Genomic DNA, 14,452 nt, shown 5'->3' with positions numbered 1-14,452 from the left:
CGCCGAAGGGCACCTGACCAGCCCCGCCGAGGGCTGCTCTGGCGGTGGCGGCGGCCGCTTTTCGTGATGGGCCTGCTGCTGTTCGCGGGGGTGGCCGGAGGGCTTTACGCCCTGTCGCGGGTCACTCTTCCGACGCCAGCGCCCCTGTCGCAGACGTCGTTCGTTTATGACGCCAACGGCAAGGTGCTCACGAGCTACAAGATCGAAAACCGCGTGAGCGTCCCGCTCTCCGCCGTCCCCCCGGTGCTGATCAACGCGGTCGTGTCTACCGAGGACCGCCATTTCTTCACCGAAGGAGCCGTCAACCCGATCAGTACCATCCGGGCGTTCATCTCCGACCTCAAGGGCAACGCCCTGCAGGGCGGTTCGACGATCACCCAGCAGTACGTGAAGCAGGCCTACCTGTCCTCGCAGCGGACGCTGACCCGGAAGATCAAAGAAGCGGCGATCGCCGTCAAGCTCGGCCACCGGGACTCCAAGGACACGATCCTCGACAACTACCTCAACACGATCTACTTCGGGAGGGGGGCTTACGGCGTCCAGGCGGCCTCGGAGGCGTACTTCGGCAAGCCGGTGCAGCAAGACGGCTTGCGGGAGGCGTCGTTGCTGGCCGGCCTGATCCGCGAGCCCGACACCGCCGACCCCGCCCACAACCCTGCGCTCGCCGTCCAAAACCAGTCCGACACCCTCGCCGCGATGGTCAGAGACAAGAAGATCACCCAGCCCCAGGCCGATCAGGTGCGGGCCGAGCCGATGTCGAGCTACGTGCTCTCGCCCGCCAAGGCGGCGGCTCAGACATCGACGTCGGTCGCCGGCGACGCCTACTACTTGGCTGCGGTGCGCCAGCAGTTGCTCGCCAAATGGCCGGCGAGCGAGGTCGATGGGGGCGGCCTGCGGGTCTACACCACCCTCGATCCCAACCTGCAGGCCAAGGCGTACGACAGCGTCTACGGCTCCAACCCCAACGCCCTCCACCCCGCGAAGGGTGATCCGGCCGGCGCCTTGGTGAGCATCGACGACCACGGCGACGTCCGAGCCATGGTCGGGGGGGCGGGCTACAACGCCGGGTACCAGGGGTCGCAGGTCAACCTGGCCCTCGGGACCGCCGGCGGCGGCAGCGGCCGGCAAGCCGGTTCGACGTTCAAGGCATTCATGCTCGCCTACCTGATCAAGTCGGGCTACTCGATCTACTCGACGCTGCCCGCGCCCAGGGAGGTGGTGGTCCCCCACGGCAACAGCAACGGGACACCTTGGGACGTTCGCAACTTCGAGGGCGAAGGTGGCGGCGGCCCGGTGACGGTTCTCGACGCCACCGCCCAGTCGATCAACACGGTGTACGCCCAGATCGTGGAGAAGCTCGGAGCGTCGAACCTGACCGCCATGGCCGAGGCCATGGGCATCAGCGCCAAGGAGCTGCCGGCCGGCGCGGGCTACCCGTCGGAGGTGCTCGGCACCCCGGAGGTGTCGCCGTTGGAGATGGCCGCGGCGTACGCCACCATCGCCAACCACGGCGTCTACCGCTCTCCGGTGCTCATCACCAAGGTCACCACCGCCAGCGGCAAGCCGCTTCCGTGGGCCCCCCAGACAACCCGGCAGGTGCTCAGCCAGCACGACGCGGCGGTGGAGGCGTACGTCCTCCAACACGTCGTGCTCGACGGTACCGGCGGGGCTGCCGGCGGCCTCAGTTCCCCCATCGCAGGCAAGACCGGCACGACGGAGAACTCGGGCGATGCATGGTTCGTGGGTTTCACCCCCCACCTGACCACGTCGCTTTGGATGGGCTACCCGGCCGGGAACACCCCGATGCAGAACTTCTCCCACGACGGGCACTACTACAAGAGCGTCCAAGGTGGGGGTATCCCGGCCCAGCTGTGGCACACCTACATGGCGTCAGTGCTGGCCGCCAACCCCGGCGCGGGAGGCCAGTTCGACCCCGTTTACTACTTCGGGGGTCAGACGTTGGCGCCCCCCGACCCCTCGACCCTTGTCTTCCCCCAGGGCATCGGCTCCACGACGACGACCAGCACGACCACCGTCCCCACGGCCACGGCGGTGCCGTCGTCGACGACTGTCACCAGCCCCCCGACCACGGCCGCCACCCCGACCACGGCCGCCACCCCGACGACGGCTCACACGACGCCGACCACGGCCGCTCCCCCGACGAGCGCGCAGACGACGCCGACGGCGGGACCTTCAGGCTGAGCGGCCTAGGCCGGGGCGGCCGGCTCGTGCGGATACTGGGAGCGGCACGAGAAGCACCACCGTTCCACGTCGTCGAGTTGCTGGGGTTCGGGGAGGAGGTACACCCGGTTGACGTCCTCGAGGTCTTCGGCGTCGCCACCGCACATGTCACAGCGCACACTTCGCAGGATAGGGATAGCCTCGGCGTACCGCCGGCAGCCGAGTGGCGCTGGACGGACATGGGAGGAACCAGATGACGACCGTGCCGGAAGTACGCGCCCGCAAGGGTGCCGACCCGCTCGTGATGGTCACCGCGTACGACGCCCCCGGGGCGCGCGTCGCCGACGAGGCGGGAGTCGACCTCCTGCTGGTGGGGGACTCGGTGGCGATGACGGTCCTCGGGTACGCCGACACCCTTCAAGTGACCGTGGACGACATGGTGCACCACACCGCGGCGGTGGCTCGGGCCAAGCCCCACGCGCTGATCGTGGCGGACCTGCCCTGGCTGAGCTACCACACGTCACGCCGAGACGCGGTGCTCAACGCCGGGCGCCTGGTGCGCGCCGGTGCCCAAGCGGTCAAGCTGGAGGGCGGCAGCAAGCGGGTGCCGGTGATCGAGGCGCTCGTAGACGCCGAGATCCCGGTGATGGGTCATCTCGGGCTGACCCCCCAGAGTTTCCATGCGATGGGTGGCTTCAAGGTGCAGGGAAAGGGGGTCGAGGCGGCCCGTCAGGTCATCGACGACGCCAAGTCCCTGGCCGCGGCCGGATGCTTCTCGCTGGTGCTGGAAGGGATCCCTACCGAAGTGGCCCGCCTCGTAACCGGCGCGGTGGACGTTCCCACAATCGGGATCGGTGCCGGCCCGGCGTGCGACGGCCAGGTGCTCGTTTGGCACGACGTGCTGGGCTTCGGCGGCGGTGAGTATGCGGTGGCCCCGAAGTTTGTGCGTCGCTACGCCGACCTGCGGGCCGCCGCCATCGAGGGCCTGGCGTCCTATGCGGCCGACGTCAGGAGCCGGGCTTTCCCATCCGACTCCGAGAGCTACCACCTGCGCGCCGACGTCGCAGAGGCGCTGATCTAGCGCATTCGCCTGGGCGGCCGCCGGGACATTGCGCGGGTTTCTCCTCCCCGTTCGACGGGAAGATACATGAGCGAGGCCATCGTGGCCGCACCGCTTATCGGCGGTGTCGTAGCTGTTTTGGAGGAGTGATCGCATGAGCAACGTCGACGATGCCAAGGGCAAGGTCAAGGAAGCGGCCGGCGACCTCTCGGGCAACGACAATCTCAAGGCCGAGGGCAAGCTCGATCAGGTTGGCGGCAAGGCCAAGGACGCTGTCGACGCGACCAAGGACAAGCTGGGCTCGGTCCTGCACAAGGACTGAACCCCGTCGTCGTGAGGAGCCCGTCTACGGGTCCCCCACTGGGTGAGCGCACGCCGCCCGAACGCTGTGACCACCGTCCGCTTCGCGGGCGGTGGTTGCGCGTCCGGGCCCAGAGCGGCTCCAGCCGGGCGACACGTCCGGCGACCCACCGAAGGTGACGGACGTCACTGAACCCGGCGGCCGGTTGGAGGCCGCCGGCGACTGGCGGTGTAGCGCCCAACCCAGCGCCCCAGCGCGCCGGCCACCAGCTGACGCAACAGGGCCGCGTCGGAAACGACCGACACCGCCGACGTGGCCCTCGCACCGGCGGGAGACGCCGGCGCACTGACATGACCCAACAGGAGCGTTCGGGCGGCCGCCACGTCCGCGAACTGGGTGGCGTTGCCGCCCCGGTCCGGGTGCAGCGACCACGCCCTCCGCCGGAACGCCGCTTCGATCTGTCCCCTCGACGCGGTCGCGTCGACACCCAACAGCAGCCGGGCGCGCGCGGGGGTCACGACCGGCAGCCTAGGTGGCGCCACCGGAAACGGAACCTGTGACCGTCCCGGACAGTCCACGTCCTGGCCGGTCGGTCGGCCGGCCGGTCGGTCGGTCGGCGCAACGTTTCGGGTCGGCGCAGCTGCCAGCATGGGGCGTGCCCGATTGGAACCTCGACCCGTCCTCGCCTCGGCTCCTCGGCGCGGTGCGGCGCGCCGCTTGGGTGGTGCTGGCAGCGGGGGTCGTCGGCTTCTTCGCCGTCGGGTCCGGGACCGCGGCCCGGGCCACCCTCGTAGCCCCGGACGCGACCGTCCCCGCCGGTGACGTCCCCGGCTTCGAGCAGATCTCCTTCACCGTGACGCCGGGGCCTGGGCTCCCGACGACCTTCCGGGCGTCGTGTGCCCTCCTGGCATCGACCGCGGCGCAGCGGGACCGGGGTCTCATGGGGCGCAGCTCGCTCGGGCGCTACGCCGGGATGCTGTTCCGGTTCCCCGGACCGAGCACCGAGGTTTTCTACATGTACGAGACGCCGATGCCGCTGTCGATCGCCTGGTTCGACGCGGGCGGACGGTGGGTCGGGGAGCGGGACCTCGTCCCCTGCCCGTCACGCGCCGCGGGCGGCTGCCCCCACTACAGCGCCCCCCAGCCGTACTCGAGCGCCCTCGAGGTTCCGAAGGGGACCCTGCACGCACTGGGGATCGGGCCCGGATCCGTGATCCACGCGGGCGGTCCCTGCATCGGTTGAGGGACCGTCACACCCCCCTGCCAAGCTGAAGGCCGTGGACACGGCGCGTCGAGTACGATTACCGAGCTAATTGAGCCCTGCTCCGGAGAGACCGGAGCCCCGAGCCCACCGTGGCCGGGTCCAGAGGGAGGAGTGTGAGGCCCATGAGGCCCTACGAAGTCATGGTCATCGTCGACGCCGGACTGGATGACGAGGTCATCCGGGCCACGATCGACCGGGCAACGGCCCTGATCACCGCCAACGGCGGCACCGTGGGCAAGGTCGACCGATGGGGGAAGCGTCGCTTCGCCTACGAGGTCAATCATCGCTCCGAGGGGTACTACGCCCTCATCGAGACGTCAGCCGAGCCGGTCGCCATGGCCGAGCTCGACCGGATGCTCGGTCTCGCGGACGAGGTGGTCCGCCACAAGGTGATCCGGCTGCCGGACAAGGTGGCCGGTCGTGCAGCCCGTCCGACCGTCAGTGACGGAGCGGCGGCTGCCCCGACACAGGGAGCGTAGCCATGGCAACCAACAGCGCAGTCACGATCGTCGGCAACCTGACCCGCGACCCGGAACTGCGATTCACCCCTTCCGGCCAGGCCACCGCCAGCTTCGGCGTGGCGGTCAACCGCCGGTGGCAGAATCGTCAGACCCAGGAGTGGAACGAAGCGACGTCGTTCTTCGATGTCGTCTGCTGGGCCGAGCTGGCAGAGAACGCCGCGCAGTCACTCACCCGAGGCACCCGTGTGGTGGTCTCAGGCCGCCTCGATCAGCGGTCCTGGGAAAACCAGGACGGCGAGAAGCGCTCGAAGATCGAGATCGTCGCCGACGAGGTAGCCCCCAGCCTTCGCTACGCGACGGCGCAGATCAGCCGCAACGAGCGGCGCGGGCCTGACGGCGGCGCCCAGCAGTCCGGGGGCGGCTACAGCAGCGGCGCCCAGCAGTCCGGGGGCGGCTACAACAGCGGCGCCCAGCAGTCCGGGGGCGGCTACAACAGCGGCGGCAGCGCACCTGCGCCACGTCCGGCCGGCAACGAGGCGCCGCAGGGCGACTACCAGTACGAAGAGGAGCCTTTCTAAGCGATGGCACGCAACAACGATCGGGACCGCGGTAAGCGGACCGTCAAAGATTCCCGTCCCCGCGGCAAGAAGAAGGTGTGCATCTTCTGCAAGGAGCACATCGACTGGGTCGACTACAAAGACGTCAACCTGCTGCGCCGGTTCATGAGCGACCGGGGCAAGATCCGGGCCCGCCGGGTGACGGGCAACTGCGCCCAGCACCAGCGCGACGTTCAGGTGGCGATCAAGACCGCCCGCGAGCTGGCGCTGCTGCCCTACACGCAGCGCACCGTCAGCGAGCGCGGTCCCGGCCGCGGGCCCCGCAGCGGCGGCGGCCGTCGCGACGGCGAGCGCGGCGAGGACCGCGAGGAGACCACGAGCGACGTCGAGGTCGGGGCGGATGACGCCGACGACACCGAGCTCGAGGAGGTGGACGCCTGATGCGCATCGTGCTGCGCGCCGACCTGCCCAACCTGGGCAAGCGGGGCGACATCGTCGACGTGGCCGACGGGTACGCCCGCAACTATCTGCTCCCGAAGGGTCACGCCATCCTGGCCACTGCGGGCGTCACCGCCCAGGCCAATGCCATGCGCCGCTCGCGCGACCTGCGCGACGCCAAGGACCGCGAAGCGGCCGAGGTCGTCGCCCGCACCTTGGTGCCCGTCGTAATCCGCATCCCGGCCCGGGCCGGAGCGGGCGACAAGCTGTTCGGCTCGATAACCGCGTCCGACGTGGCCGAGGCCGTCGCCGACCAGACCAGCGTCGTGCTGGACCGCCGCCGGTTGCACCTCGACGAGCCGATCAAGACCCTCGGCACGCACGAGATTCCGGTGAAGCTCCACAGCGACGTCGAGTTCCGCGTGACCGTAGAGGTCATCAAGGGCTAGAGCTTCACCCACAGGTTATCCACAGGAGGCACCGGTCGCCGGTGCCTCCTGTCGCGCCTGGGCACCGCCGAAAAATGTCACACCCTTAGCGGAAAATGGGTCCCGTGCCGAGCCATCCGCCGTCCACACCCCCGCTCGGTTATCCCCCGGCTATCCACAGGAGATCCCCTGAGGATCCACTAGCCACCCCACAGGCCCAGCGGCCATGGTGAGAGCCCTCATGGTGCAGTCGCTCGAAGACGCCCGCCGCCGGTCCAGCGCTGCCCCGCGCAGCGCCCCCGGGCGGGTCCCCCCGCACAACCTCCAAGCCGAGGAGTCACTCCTCGGCGCCATGCTGCTGTCGCGCGACGCGATCGCCTCCGCGGTCGAGGCCTGCAGCACCGACGACTTCTACAAGCCGGCGCACGGCCACATCTTCGACGCCATCACCGCCCTTTACAGCCAGGGTGAACCGGCCGACCCTGTCACCGTGGCCGACGAGCTCAACCGGGCCGGCCTCCTCGAGGCGGTCGGCGGCTTGGCCACGCTGCTGTCTATGCAGGCCGACACGCCGGCCACCGCCAACGCCGGCCGCTACGCCCGCATCATCGAGGAGCACGCACTGCTGCGCCGGCTGATCGGCGTAGCCGGGGAGATCGCCGAGCTCGGCTACAGCACCCCTGAGGACGTCGAGGCGGTGGTCGACCAGGCCGAGACGATGGTGTTCGAGGTGGCCGAGCGGCGCACCACCGACACTCTCAAGCCGCTCAACAAGCTGCTGGAGGACAGCCTCGACCGCCTGGAGGCGCTCTACGAGCGGGGCGAGGCGGTCACCGGCGTACCGACCGGTTTCGTCGACTTGGACGAGCGCTTGTCTGGCCTGCAGAAATCGGCGCTGCTGATCGTGGGAGCCCGGCCCGCCATGGGCAAGACGGCTTTCGCCCTCGGGATCGCCGCGCACGCCGCGATGGAGGCCCAGCAGCCGGTGCTGCTGTTCTCCTTGGAGATGAGCCACGCAGAGATCACCCAGCGCCTGCTGGTGGCCGAGGCCCGGGTTGACGCCAACCGGATCCGTAACGGACGGCTGGTGGAAGCGGACTGGCCGAAGATCTCCAACGCCATCGGGCGACTGGGGGAGGCGCCACTTTTCATCGACGACAATCCCAACCTGACGGTGATGGAGCTGCGGGCCAAGGCCCGCCGGCTGAAAGCCAAGCAGGGCGGCCTGGGGTTGATCATCGTCGACTACCTGCAGCTGATGTCGGGGCGGCGCAACGCCGAAAACCGTCAGGTCGAGATCTCCGAGATCAGCCGCGGCCTCAAGATCCTGGCCCGTGAGCTCGAGGTCCCGGTCATCGCCCTCTCGCAGCTGTCGCGCAACTTGGAGATGCGGGCCGACAAGCGGCCGATCCTGGCCGACCTGCGCGAGTCGGGATCGCTCGAGCAGGACGCTGACGTCGTGATGTTCCTCTACCGCGACGAGGTGTACAACCCCGAGAGCCCGGACCGGGGGACCGCCGAGGTGATCGTCGCCAAGCACCGCAACGGGCCGACGGGCAAGGCGCAGCTGGCGTTTCTCGACCACTTCACCCGGTTCGCCAACATGGCGCGCGTCTAGCCCGGCGCGCCACGCTGACCCGTGCCCCGCTACGCGATTCTGCCCGCCCCCTCCGCCAACCGGGTCTACGCGGCCGCCGCGATGGACCTGGCAGCAGCCGAGCTGGCGTTCGTCGACCGCTACTCGCTGGGCGGTCGGCTGGGCCGGCTCGGCATCGACACCTTCGGCGGGGTGCGCTACCTCACCGTCGAGGCCGCTGACCCGCTGGGCGAAGACGACCTGGTGGCGGTCGGGGCGCTTAGCTCCACCTACGCGGTGTTCGAGATCGAGACGGCCGGTCGCCTGCGGCCGATCCGGGGCGGGGGAGCCCGGGACCGCTGGGACGAGGACCTGATCACCATCCCGCGTTACGCCGGGCGGACCAACGACCAGTTCACCGCCCTGCTGCTCGACGTCGCGGTTGCCTGCACCCGCTCCGGCAAGGACGCCCGCCGGCTGCGGGTGCTGGACCCGCTGTGCGGGCGGGGCACGACGATCAACCAGGCGGTGATGTGGGGCTACGACGCGGCCGGCGTCGACCTCGACGGGCGCGACGTCGAGGCGTGGGCGACGTTCTTCACCACCTGGCTGCAGGATAAGCGCCTCAAGCACGCGGTCGAGCGCCGACGCCTCCGCCAAAGCAAGGCCATCGGGGCGGGGGTCCGCATCGAGGTGTCGATGTGGGCGGACAAGGAGGCGCAGCGAGCCGGCGACGGCCAGCAGATCGTCATGGTCGCCGACGACACCGCCGCGTGCGTTGAGCACTTCGGGGCCCGCAGCGTCGACATCATCGCCGGCGACCTCCCATACGGCGTGGCTCACGGGAGTCGATCCGGTGGCCGCCTGGCCCGCCGGCCCGATCAACTGGTCGCCGACGCCCTCCCGGTCTGGCGGGAGGTGCTCCGTCCAGGAGGGTCGCTGGTCCTGGCCTGGAACGTCCGCACCATGGCGCCCGAGCGGATGGCCGAGGCCGTGACCGCCGCCGGGCTGGAGGCCGTCGAGCTGCCGGAGGGTCATTCGTTCAGCCACCGGGTCGATCGGACCATCACCCGGGACTTGGTCATCGCCCGCCGGCCGACCTGAAGCCCACCGGCCGGCCTGACCCACGCCGGGGCCCGGGTAAGCCCGCCGGCCGGCCTGACCCACGCCGGAGCCCGGGTAAGCCCGCCGGCCGGCCTCAACCGCGACGGTCCGGGGGTCGGCCATCATCGAGGCGTGCAGCTACCGGAGGCTTTCTACATTCCCGCCGGCGACGGGCGCTACGTTCCGACCGAGGCGACCACCAGCCCGTGGGACGACGCCAGCCAGCACGGCGGTCCGCCCGCCGCGCTGCTGGCGTCGGTCATCGATCGGCTGGCGGGCACCCCGGAGCTGCGTTTGGCCCGCATCACCGCCGAGATGCTCGGCCCGATCCCCCGCCGCGAGGTCACCGTCGACGCCTCGGTGACCAGGCCCGGACGGCGGGTGGTGATGACCGAGGCGACGCTGTCGGCCGGGGGGCGCCCGGCGGTACTGGCCCGGGCTTGGCACGTCGCATTAGGCGACACCCCGCCGCCGGTCAGCCCGTCTGCCGCGGCTTCCGGCGTCGAGACACCGGTGGAGGCGGTCCCCTCGGAGCAGGAACAGGGCTATTTCCCCGGCATCGACCGGCAGTGGGGATACGGGCGGGCCGTCGAGTGGCGCTTCACCGAGAGCGGTTTCGATGTCCCCGGCCCGGCACGGGTGTGGACCCGGGTGAGGGTGCCTCTCGTCGCCGGCGAGGAGCTGACCGGCTACCAGCGGGCGCTGATCGTCGCCGACGCGGCCAACGGGCTGTCCAACGAGCTGCCGATCAAGGAATGGCTGTTCATCCCGCCGGCGGTAACCGTGCACCTGCGGCGCCACCCGGTCGGGGAGTGGGTGCACCTGGCGTGCCGGACGGCCACCGGTGACGACGGGATCGGGCTGACCACCGGGGTGCTGAGCGACCCGGGCGGCGCGGTCGGCACCGTCGAGCAGCCGCTGCTGATCGCGCCGCGCTAGCTCTCTGCGAGGAGTTGATAGAGCTGTTGACGGGTGGCGCTGACCAGCGCGGTGGCCCGCTCGACGGTGACGTCGTCGGCGGCCATCTCCACCTGGCGCAGCGCCATCATGAGCGCGCCGACCGCCTGGCGAAGCTCGGCGCGCCCACCGGCGGGGCTGTCCTCCCACGGCCGGAAGCCCTCGGCGCGCCGCTCCGCCTCGACCCGCCCGGTGTCGGTCAGGGCGTAAACCCGCTTGCCGGCGTCTTCGGTCGAGCTGAGCAGCCCCTCCTCCTCCAGCATCTGCAGCGTCGGGTACACCGACCCGGCGCTGGGACGCCACATGCCGCCGCTGCGCTCCTCCAGCCGGCGCATGACCTCGTAGCCGTGCGCCGGGCCGTCGAGGAGCGTCGCGAGCAGCACCGTGCGAATGTCGCCGCGGCGCATCCGCCGCCCGCCGCCGCCCCACGGACCGCCAGCCCACGGCCCGCCCCGATGCCCCCGCCCTTCGTGCGGTCCGTGCATGCCGACGACGATACCGTGGAGAAAGAGGCGTCGCGACATATCACGAGAGCCCACCGCTGGTTCCCGGTGGCGGCTGTGGGGGATAGTTGACCGGTGCAGGCGTCGAAATCCCGCAGGGCCTCCCGCCCCCTCCCTCACCTGGACCTCGGGGACGGCCCGGCGCTGCTTTTGATGCAGGGCTTCGCTCTCCAACCCCGGACCTACCTGGACCTAGCCGAGCGGCTGGCCGAACGGTGCCGGGTCATCATCCCGGCTCTCTTCGCCGAACCGGGCGGCACCTGGAGTCCCCAACGGGTCCTCGACGACGTGGAAGCCACCCTCGACCACCTCGGGGTGGAGCAGGTGAGCGTGCTCGGGCACTCTTTCGGCGGGGCGCTGCAGCTGGACTTCGCGGTCCGAAACGTTGAGCGGGTCACCGAGCTGGTCTTCGTCGACACGTTGGCGATGTCGAGGGAGTGGACTCTCGCTTACGAGGCGCTGCACCCGGTCCACCTGTTGTGGATGGCGACCCCCCGGGCGGCGATCGACTTCGCCACGTCGGTGGTGACCCACCCGCTGTGCCTGGCCCGAGCCGGGTGGTGGGGCTTTCGCAGCGACCGGCGCGACCACGTGTCGGCCCTGGCCAGGACCGACATCCCCCGGCATGTGCTGTGGGCCGACCGCGACAGCCTGCTGTCGCGCGCCGACGGGGCCAGCTTCGCGAGGGACATGGGCGCGGGGTTCACCGTCGTGCACGGGAGCGAACAGCCGGTCGATCACGACTGGCTGTACCGTCACCCGCAGCTGGCGTTCGAGTACCTCCAAGGCCTGGACCTGGTCGCGCTCAGGGGTGCGGCGGGCGCCGGCTCGATGCCGGCAGCCGCCCGCTGAACAGCAATTCCACAGCACCGTCCCTTGTGCCCTGTTGCTATCCTTTTCGCCTTGCCGCCCTGCCCTCCCGGTAGAGGTTTCGCGACCGCGTAGCACCGGGAAAGGCGATGGCGGGGTGTCCGACGATCGAGGTGACCGCAGTGAGCTGGGTGCGACGGGGAGGACGTGGGAGCCGGGTCGTGCTTCCTGCGGTCCTCGCCGCGGTCCTGCTGGGCGGCGGCCTGACCTTCGCGGTCACTGGCACCCGGGAGCCGGCGGCCGCGCTCAAGCTGCTCTCGGGTGACAGCTGGCTGAGCAACCGAGCGACGGGCACTTTCTCCCACGTCGGCGGATACAGCGGGAGGGTGGACGCCCAGGTCGCGGTGGGCCGCCCCGGGGACCCCTTCGAGGTCGTGCAGCGCCCGGACGGGGCTTACGTGTTGGACCAGCGGACCGGTCGGTTGTCGCGGATCTCGGGATCGACCATGACCGTCGCGGCCAGCCGGCCGACCGCCGGGAAGGCCACCGCCATCCAGGTGGTCGCCGCCGGGGACGCCACCTGGCTGCTGGACTCGTCTTCGGGTGTGGTCTCCCGGGTCGACCCGCAGAGCTTCGCGCCCATCGGCAAGCAGGTGGCGCTCGGCGGCCCGACGGGGACCGCTGTCGGCGACGACGCCGGCGACCTTTGGGTGCCGCAGGGGAACAAGGGGCTGGTCGCGGAGATCACCGGCGACGACTTGGTCCACACCAACGCGTTCGGGCACCCCGGCGATCCGCTTGCGGTCGCCCCGACGAGCACCGGGATCTGGGCGGTGGACACCGCTGCCGGGCAGGCCCGCCCGGTGAGCGACCCTGCCGCGCCGCCCGTCGCGGTGCCGGCGACCGACGGCGCCCCGCTGGTCGCCGGGTCGCCGGCGAGCAGCCACCTGCTGGTCCTGCCCGCCACCCAGACCACCCTGCTCGACATCGACACCAGCCACTCGTCGCTCTCGACGCTCAACGTCCCCGGCGGAGGCCGGGTCGCCCAGCTGGCGGTGAGCGGCGGGAAGGGCTACCTGCTCGACGTCGTGGCCAACCAGCTCGACTCGGTCAACCTCGATCCGCTGGCCACCCTGCCGCCGGTCAGCGTGCCCGCCGGCAGCGACCAGCTGGTGGCCAAGGACAACCTGGTGTTCGTCAACAACCCGGACTCGGCCGCGGCGCTGGTCGTCGACCCCGCCGGTCAGGTCACCGACGTGACCAAGTACGTGGCGGCCGGGCCCTCTTCCGGTCACCCGTCCCCGCCCGACGCCTCCTCGCCGGCGTCTTCCACGTCGCCGGCGACGGTCCCGACCGGCGCCAACCCGGCGCTCTCGCTGACCTCCCCGATCACCGCACCGGTGCAGTCCAACGTGGCGGCCGCGGGCGGCGCGGCCGCCACCACGCTGGGGCCGCCCCCCACCGCGCCGCCGCCGACCGCCGCGCCGCCCCAGCCGACGTTGCCACCGAAGCCGACCACGACGACCACCGCGCCTCCCGGCGTGCCGGCGTCGGTGACCGCCACCGCCGGCGACAGCACGATCGCCGGCGCCTGGTCGCCGCCGGCCAACGACGGCGGGTCGCCGATCACCTCCTACAAAGTGAGCGTCGTGCCTAACGGCGGGGGCAACGCCTTGGCGTCCACGACGGTTCCCGCCGGCGGACGGCTGACCGCCTCGTTCTCCGGCCGCCAGAACGACACGACGGTGTGCGTGCAGGTGCAGGCGGTCAACAAGGTCGGCGCCGGCAACCTCAGCTCGCCAACGGGGCCGGCGTGCGCCACGCCGAGAGCCGACTCTCCCGGCCAGGTCGCGGCCCCGAGCGTGGCCAAGCAGACCACCGTCGGTGCCCTCACCGTGACGTGGAAGGCGCCCGGGCTGGGGCCTTACAACACCCCGATCAAGTCCTACACGTTGAAGGTCAGCCCCGCCTCGGTCGGACCGCTGACCACCGCCGCCACCAGCGCAACGGTGAGCGGGTTGAGCCCGGGCGTGGCCTACAGCTTCTCGGTGACCGCCACCAACGCCACCGGAAACGCCGGGCCGGCCGGGGCGGCGTCGGCTCCGGTCACCACCTGGTCCAAGCCGGGCCCGCCGCGGAACCTGGCGGTCGACGGCGAGCTGGGCAAGGTCGCGGTCAGCTGGTCGGCGCCCTCCACTACCGGCGGGGCGGCGATCACCGGCTACACCGTGTCGTGGGGCGGCGGCCGGGCGACGGTCGCTTCGACGACCTACACGATCACCGGCACCGGCTCCTACAGCGTGTCGGTGGTGGCCAACAACGCCGTCGGGTCGAGCGGAGCGGTCTCCGGCCAGGCGACGTCGTACGCCCAGACCCAGCAGACGGTCCACTGCAAGGACAGCCTGACCGGGGCCACCGCGCTGGAGAGAGGGACCATCTGCAGCGCCGGCAACACCGGCGCCTGGCAATTCTCCGCCGGGATCCACCCCAACCTGATCCCGCCTTCGGGCCCCATCCCCAACGGCTTCGTGGTGCTCTGCGGGGCGTACAACTCGAAGAACACCTACCAGGGGACCCAGACCGGCGGGTTCCTCTACGACCTGCAGAGCTCGGTCGCCGGCTGCGCCAACCTGCAGAGCGAGCCGGGCGTGAGCCCCGGCGCGATCGCCTACGTGAGCCCCAAGCCCGTCGCCGGGCTGAGCGGCTACACCATCACGTCCATCACGACCTCGGGCACGATGGGCGGCCCGTACCGCGACCAAGACATCGTGGCGGGCGGCTCCAGCTTCTACGGCTGAGCCGGCCCGCTCCA

At 70.9% G+C, this 14,452-nt stretch carries 15 protein-coding genes and 1 pseudogene; 13 read left to right on the top strand and 3 right to left on the bottom strand.

All coding sequences use genetic code 11. From position 1 onward, the window contains the following. Positions 1 to 66: 66 nt before the first annotated feature. Complete coding sequence (locus K6U06_RS22345; protein WP_262324197.1) at positions 67 to 2,202, top strand: transglycosylase domain-containing protein; 2,136 nt, start codon at positions 67 to 69, stop codon at positions 2,200 to 2,202. Positions 2,203 to 2,207: 5 nt separating this feature from the next. Here the strand turns inward: K6U06_RS22345 and K6U06_RS22340 are convergent, their stop codons facing one another. Then, positions 2,208 to 2,360, bottom strand: a complete 153-nt coding sequence (locus K6U06_RS22340) for a hypothetical protein (protein ID WP_262324196.1) — start codon at positions 2,358 to 2,360, stop codon at positions 2,208 to 2,210. A gap of 74 nt (positions 2,361 to 2,434) precedes the next feature. Between K6U06_RS22340 and panB the strand changes: the two genes are divergently transcribed. Next, on the top strand, positions 2,435 to 3,262 hold the full coding sequence (gene panB, locus K6U06_RS22335) for a 3-methyl-2-oxobutanoate hydroxymethyltransferase (protein ID WP_262324195.1): 828 nt from the start codon (positions 2,435 to 2,437) through the stop codon (positions 3,260 to 3,262). 133 nt (positions 3,263 to 3,395) lie between these two features. Further along, a complete protein-coding gene (locus K6U06_RS22330) occupies positions 3,396 to 3,563 on the top strand; it encodes a CsbD family protein (RefSeq protein ID WP_262324194.1) in 168 nt (55 codons plus the stop codon). 164 nt (positions 3,564 to 3,727) lie between these two features. Here K6U06_RS22330 and K6U06_RS22325 read toward each other — a convergent pair whose 3' ends face one another. Continuing rightward, complete coding sequence (locus K6U06_RS22325) at positions 3,728 to 4,060, bottom strand: J domain-containing protein (protein WP_262324193.1); 333 nt, start codon at positions 4,058 to 4,060, stop codon at positions 3,728 to 3,730. Positions 4,061 to 4,197: 137 nt separating this feature from the next. Here K6U06_RS22325 and K6U06_RS22320 point away from each other — a divergent pair, with 137 nt between their 5' ends. From K6U06_RS22320 to K6U06_RS22285, 8 genes and pseudogenes are all read left to right on the top strand, one after another. Next, positions 4,198 to 4,785 (top strand): DUF192 domain-containing protein, encoded by a 588-nt coding sequence (locus tag K6U06_RS22320; protein ID WP_262324192.1) that lies wholly within the window; start codon positions 4,198 to 4,200, stop codon positions 4,783 to 4,785. Between the two features lie 143 nt (positions 4,786 to 4,928). Continuing rightward, entirely contained in the window at positions 4,929 to 5,285 is a 357-nt protein-coding gene (gene rpsF / locus K6U06_RS22315; RefSeq protein WP_262324191.1) for a 30S ribosomal protein S6, read from the top strand. A 2-nt stretch (positions 5,286 to 5,287) separates the two neighbouring features. Beyond that, the gene (gene ssb, locus K6U06_RS22310) at positions 5,288 to 5,845 is read left to right on the top strand and encodes a single-stranded DNA-binding protein (protein WP_262324190.1); all 558 of its coding nucleotides are present in this window, start codon (positions 5,288 to 5,290) and stop codon (positions 5,843 to 5,845) included. 3 nt (positions 5,846 to 5,848) lie between these two features. Then, positions 5,849 to 6,106 (top strand): annotated as a pseudogene (rpsR, locus tag K6U06_RS22305) (30S ribosomal protein S18); the annotation flags it as partial. Positions 6,107 to 6,264: 158 nt separating this feature from the next. After that, on the top strand, positions 6,265 to 6,711 hold the full coding sequence (gene rplI / locus K6U06_RS22300; RefSeq protein WP_262324189.1) for a 50S ribosomal protein L9: 447 nt from the start codon (positions 6,265 to 6,267) through the stop codon (positions 6,709 to 6,711). Between the two features lie 220 nt (positions 6,712 to 6,931). After that, positions 6,932 to 8,308 carry a replicative DNA helicase gene (dnaB, locus tag K6U06_RS22295; protein WP_410051123.1) on the top strand — a complete coding sequence of 459 codons (1,377 nt, stop codon included), beginning with the start codon at positions 6,932 to 6,934 and terminating at the stop codon, positions 8,306 to 8,308. 21 nt (positions 8,309 to 8,329) lie between these two features. Further along, complete coding sequence (locus tag K6U06_RS22290) at positions 8,330 to 9,370, top strand: TRM11 family SAM-dependent methyltransferase (protein ID WP_262324187.1); 1,041 nt, start codon at positions 8,330 to 8,332, stop codon at positions 9,368 to 9,370. Between the two features lie 132 nt (positions 9,371 to 9,502). Continuing rightward, positions 9,503 to 10,309, top strand: a complete 807-nt coding sequence (locus K6U06_RS22285) for a thioesterase family protein (RefSeq protein ID WP_262324186.1) — start codon at positions 9,503 to 9,505, stop codon at positions 10,307 to 10,309. Here K6U06_RS22285 and K6U06_RS22280 read toward each other — a convergent pair. Continuing rightward, the gene (locus tag K6U06_RS22280) at positions 10,306 to 10,812 is read right to left on the bottom strand and encodes a PadR family transcriptional regulator (RefSeq protein ID WP_262324185.1); all 507 of its coding nucleotides are present in this window, start codon (positions 10,810 to 10,812) and stop codon (positions 10,306 to 10,308) included. The genes K6U06_RS22285 and K6U06_RS22280 overlap by 4 nt on opposite strands. 93 nt (positions 10,813 to 10,905) lie before the next feature. On the opposite strand from K6U06_RS22280, the gene K6U06_RS22275 reads away from it, so the two are divergent. Then, positions 10,906 to 11,682: an alpha/beta fold hydrolase gene (locus tag K6U06_RS22275; protein WP_262324184.1), complete on the top strand. Its 777-nt coding sequence runs from the start codon at positions 10,906 to 10,908 to the stop codon at positions 11,680 to 11,682. Positions 11,683 to 11,822: 140 nt separating this feature from the next. After that, the gene (locus K6U06_RS22270) at positions 11,823 to 14,438 is read left to right on the top strand and encodes a fibronectin type III domain-containing protein (protein WP_262324183.1); all 2,616 of its coding nucleotides are present in this window, start codon (positions 11,823 to 11,825) and stop codon (positions 14,436 to 14,438) included. Positions 14,439 to 14,452 lie beyond the last annotated feature (14 nt).

It is taken from the genome of Acidiferrimicrobium sp. IK (assembly GCF_025499425.1).
GTDB lineage: Bacteria > Actinomycetota > Acidimicrobiia > Acidimicrobiales > Palsa-688 > Acidiferrimicrobium.
This window is presented reverse-complemented; position numbering and strand designations above follow the sequence as displayed.

Coding starts and splice junctions, on each gene's coding strand:
- K6U06_RS22280 (WP_262324185.1), bottom strand. CDS start 10,812: ATGCACGGACCGCACGAAGGGCGGGGGCATCGGGGCGGGCCGTGGGCT.
- ssb (WP_262324190.1), top strand. CDS start 5,288: ATGGCAACCAACAGCGCAGTCACGATCGTCGGCAACCTGACCCGCGAC.
- panB (WP_262324195.1), top strand. CDS start 2,435: ATGACGACCGTGCCGGAAGTACGCGCCCGCAAGGGTGCCGACCCGCTC.
- dnaB (WP_410051123.1), top strand. CDS start 6,932: ATGGTGCAGTCGCTCGAAGACGCCCGCCGCCGGTCCAGCGCTGCCCCG.
- K6U06_RS22330 (WP_262324194.1), top strand. CDS start 3,396: ATGAGCAACGTCGACGATGCCAAGGGCAAGGTCAAGGAAGCGGCCGGC.
- rplI (WP_262324189.1), top strand. CDS start 6,265: ATGCGCATCGTGCTGCGCGCCGACCTGCCCAACCTGGGCAAGCGGGGC.
- K6U06_RS22345 (WP_262324197.1), top strand. CDS start 67: ATGGGCCTGCTGCTGTTCGCGGGGGTGGCCGGAGGGCTTTACGCCCTG.
- rpsF (WP_262324191.1), top strand. CDS start 4,929: ATGAGGCCCTACGAAGTCATGGTCATCGTCGACGCCGGACTGGATGAC.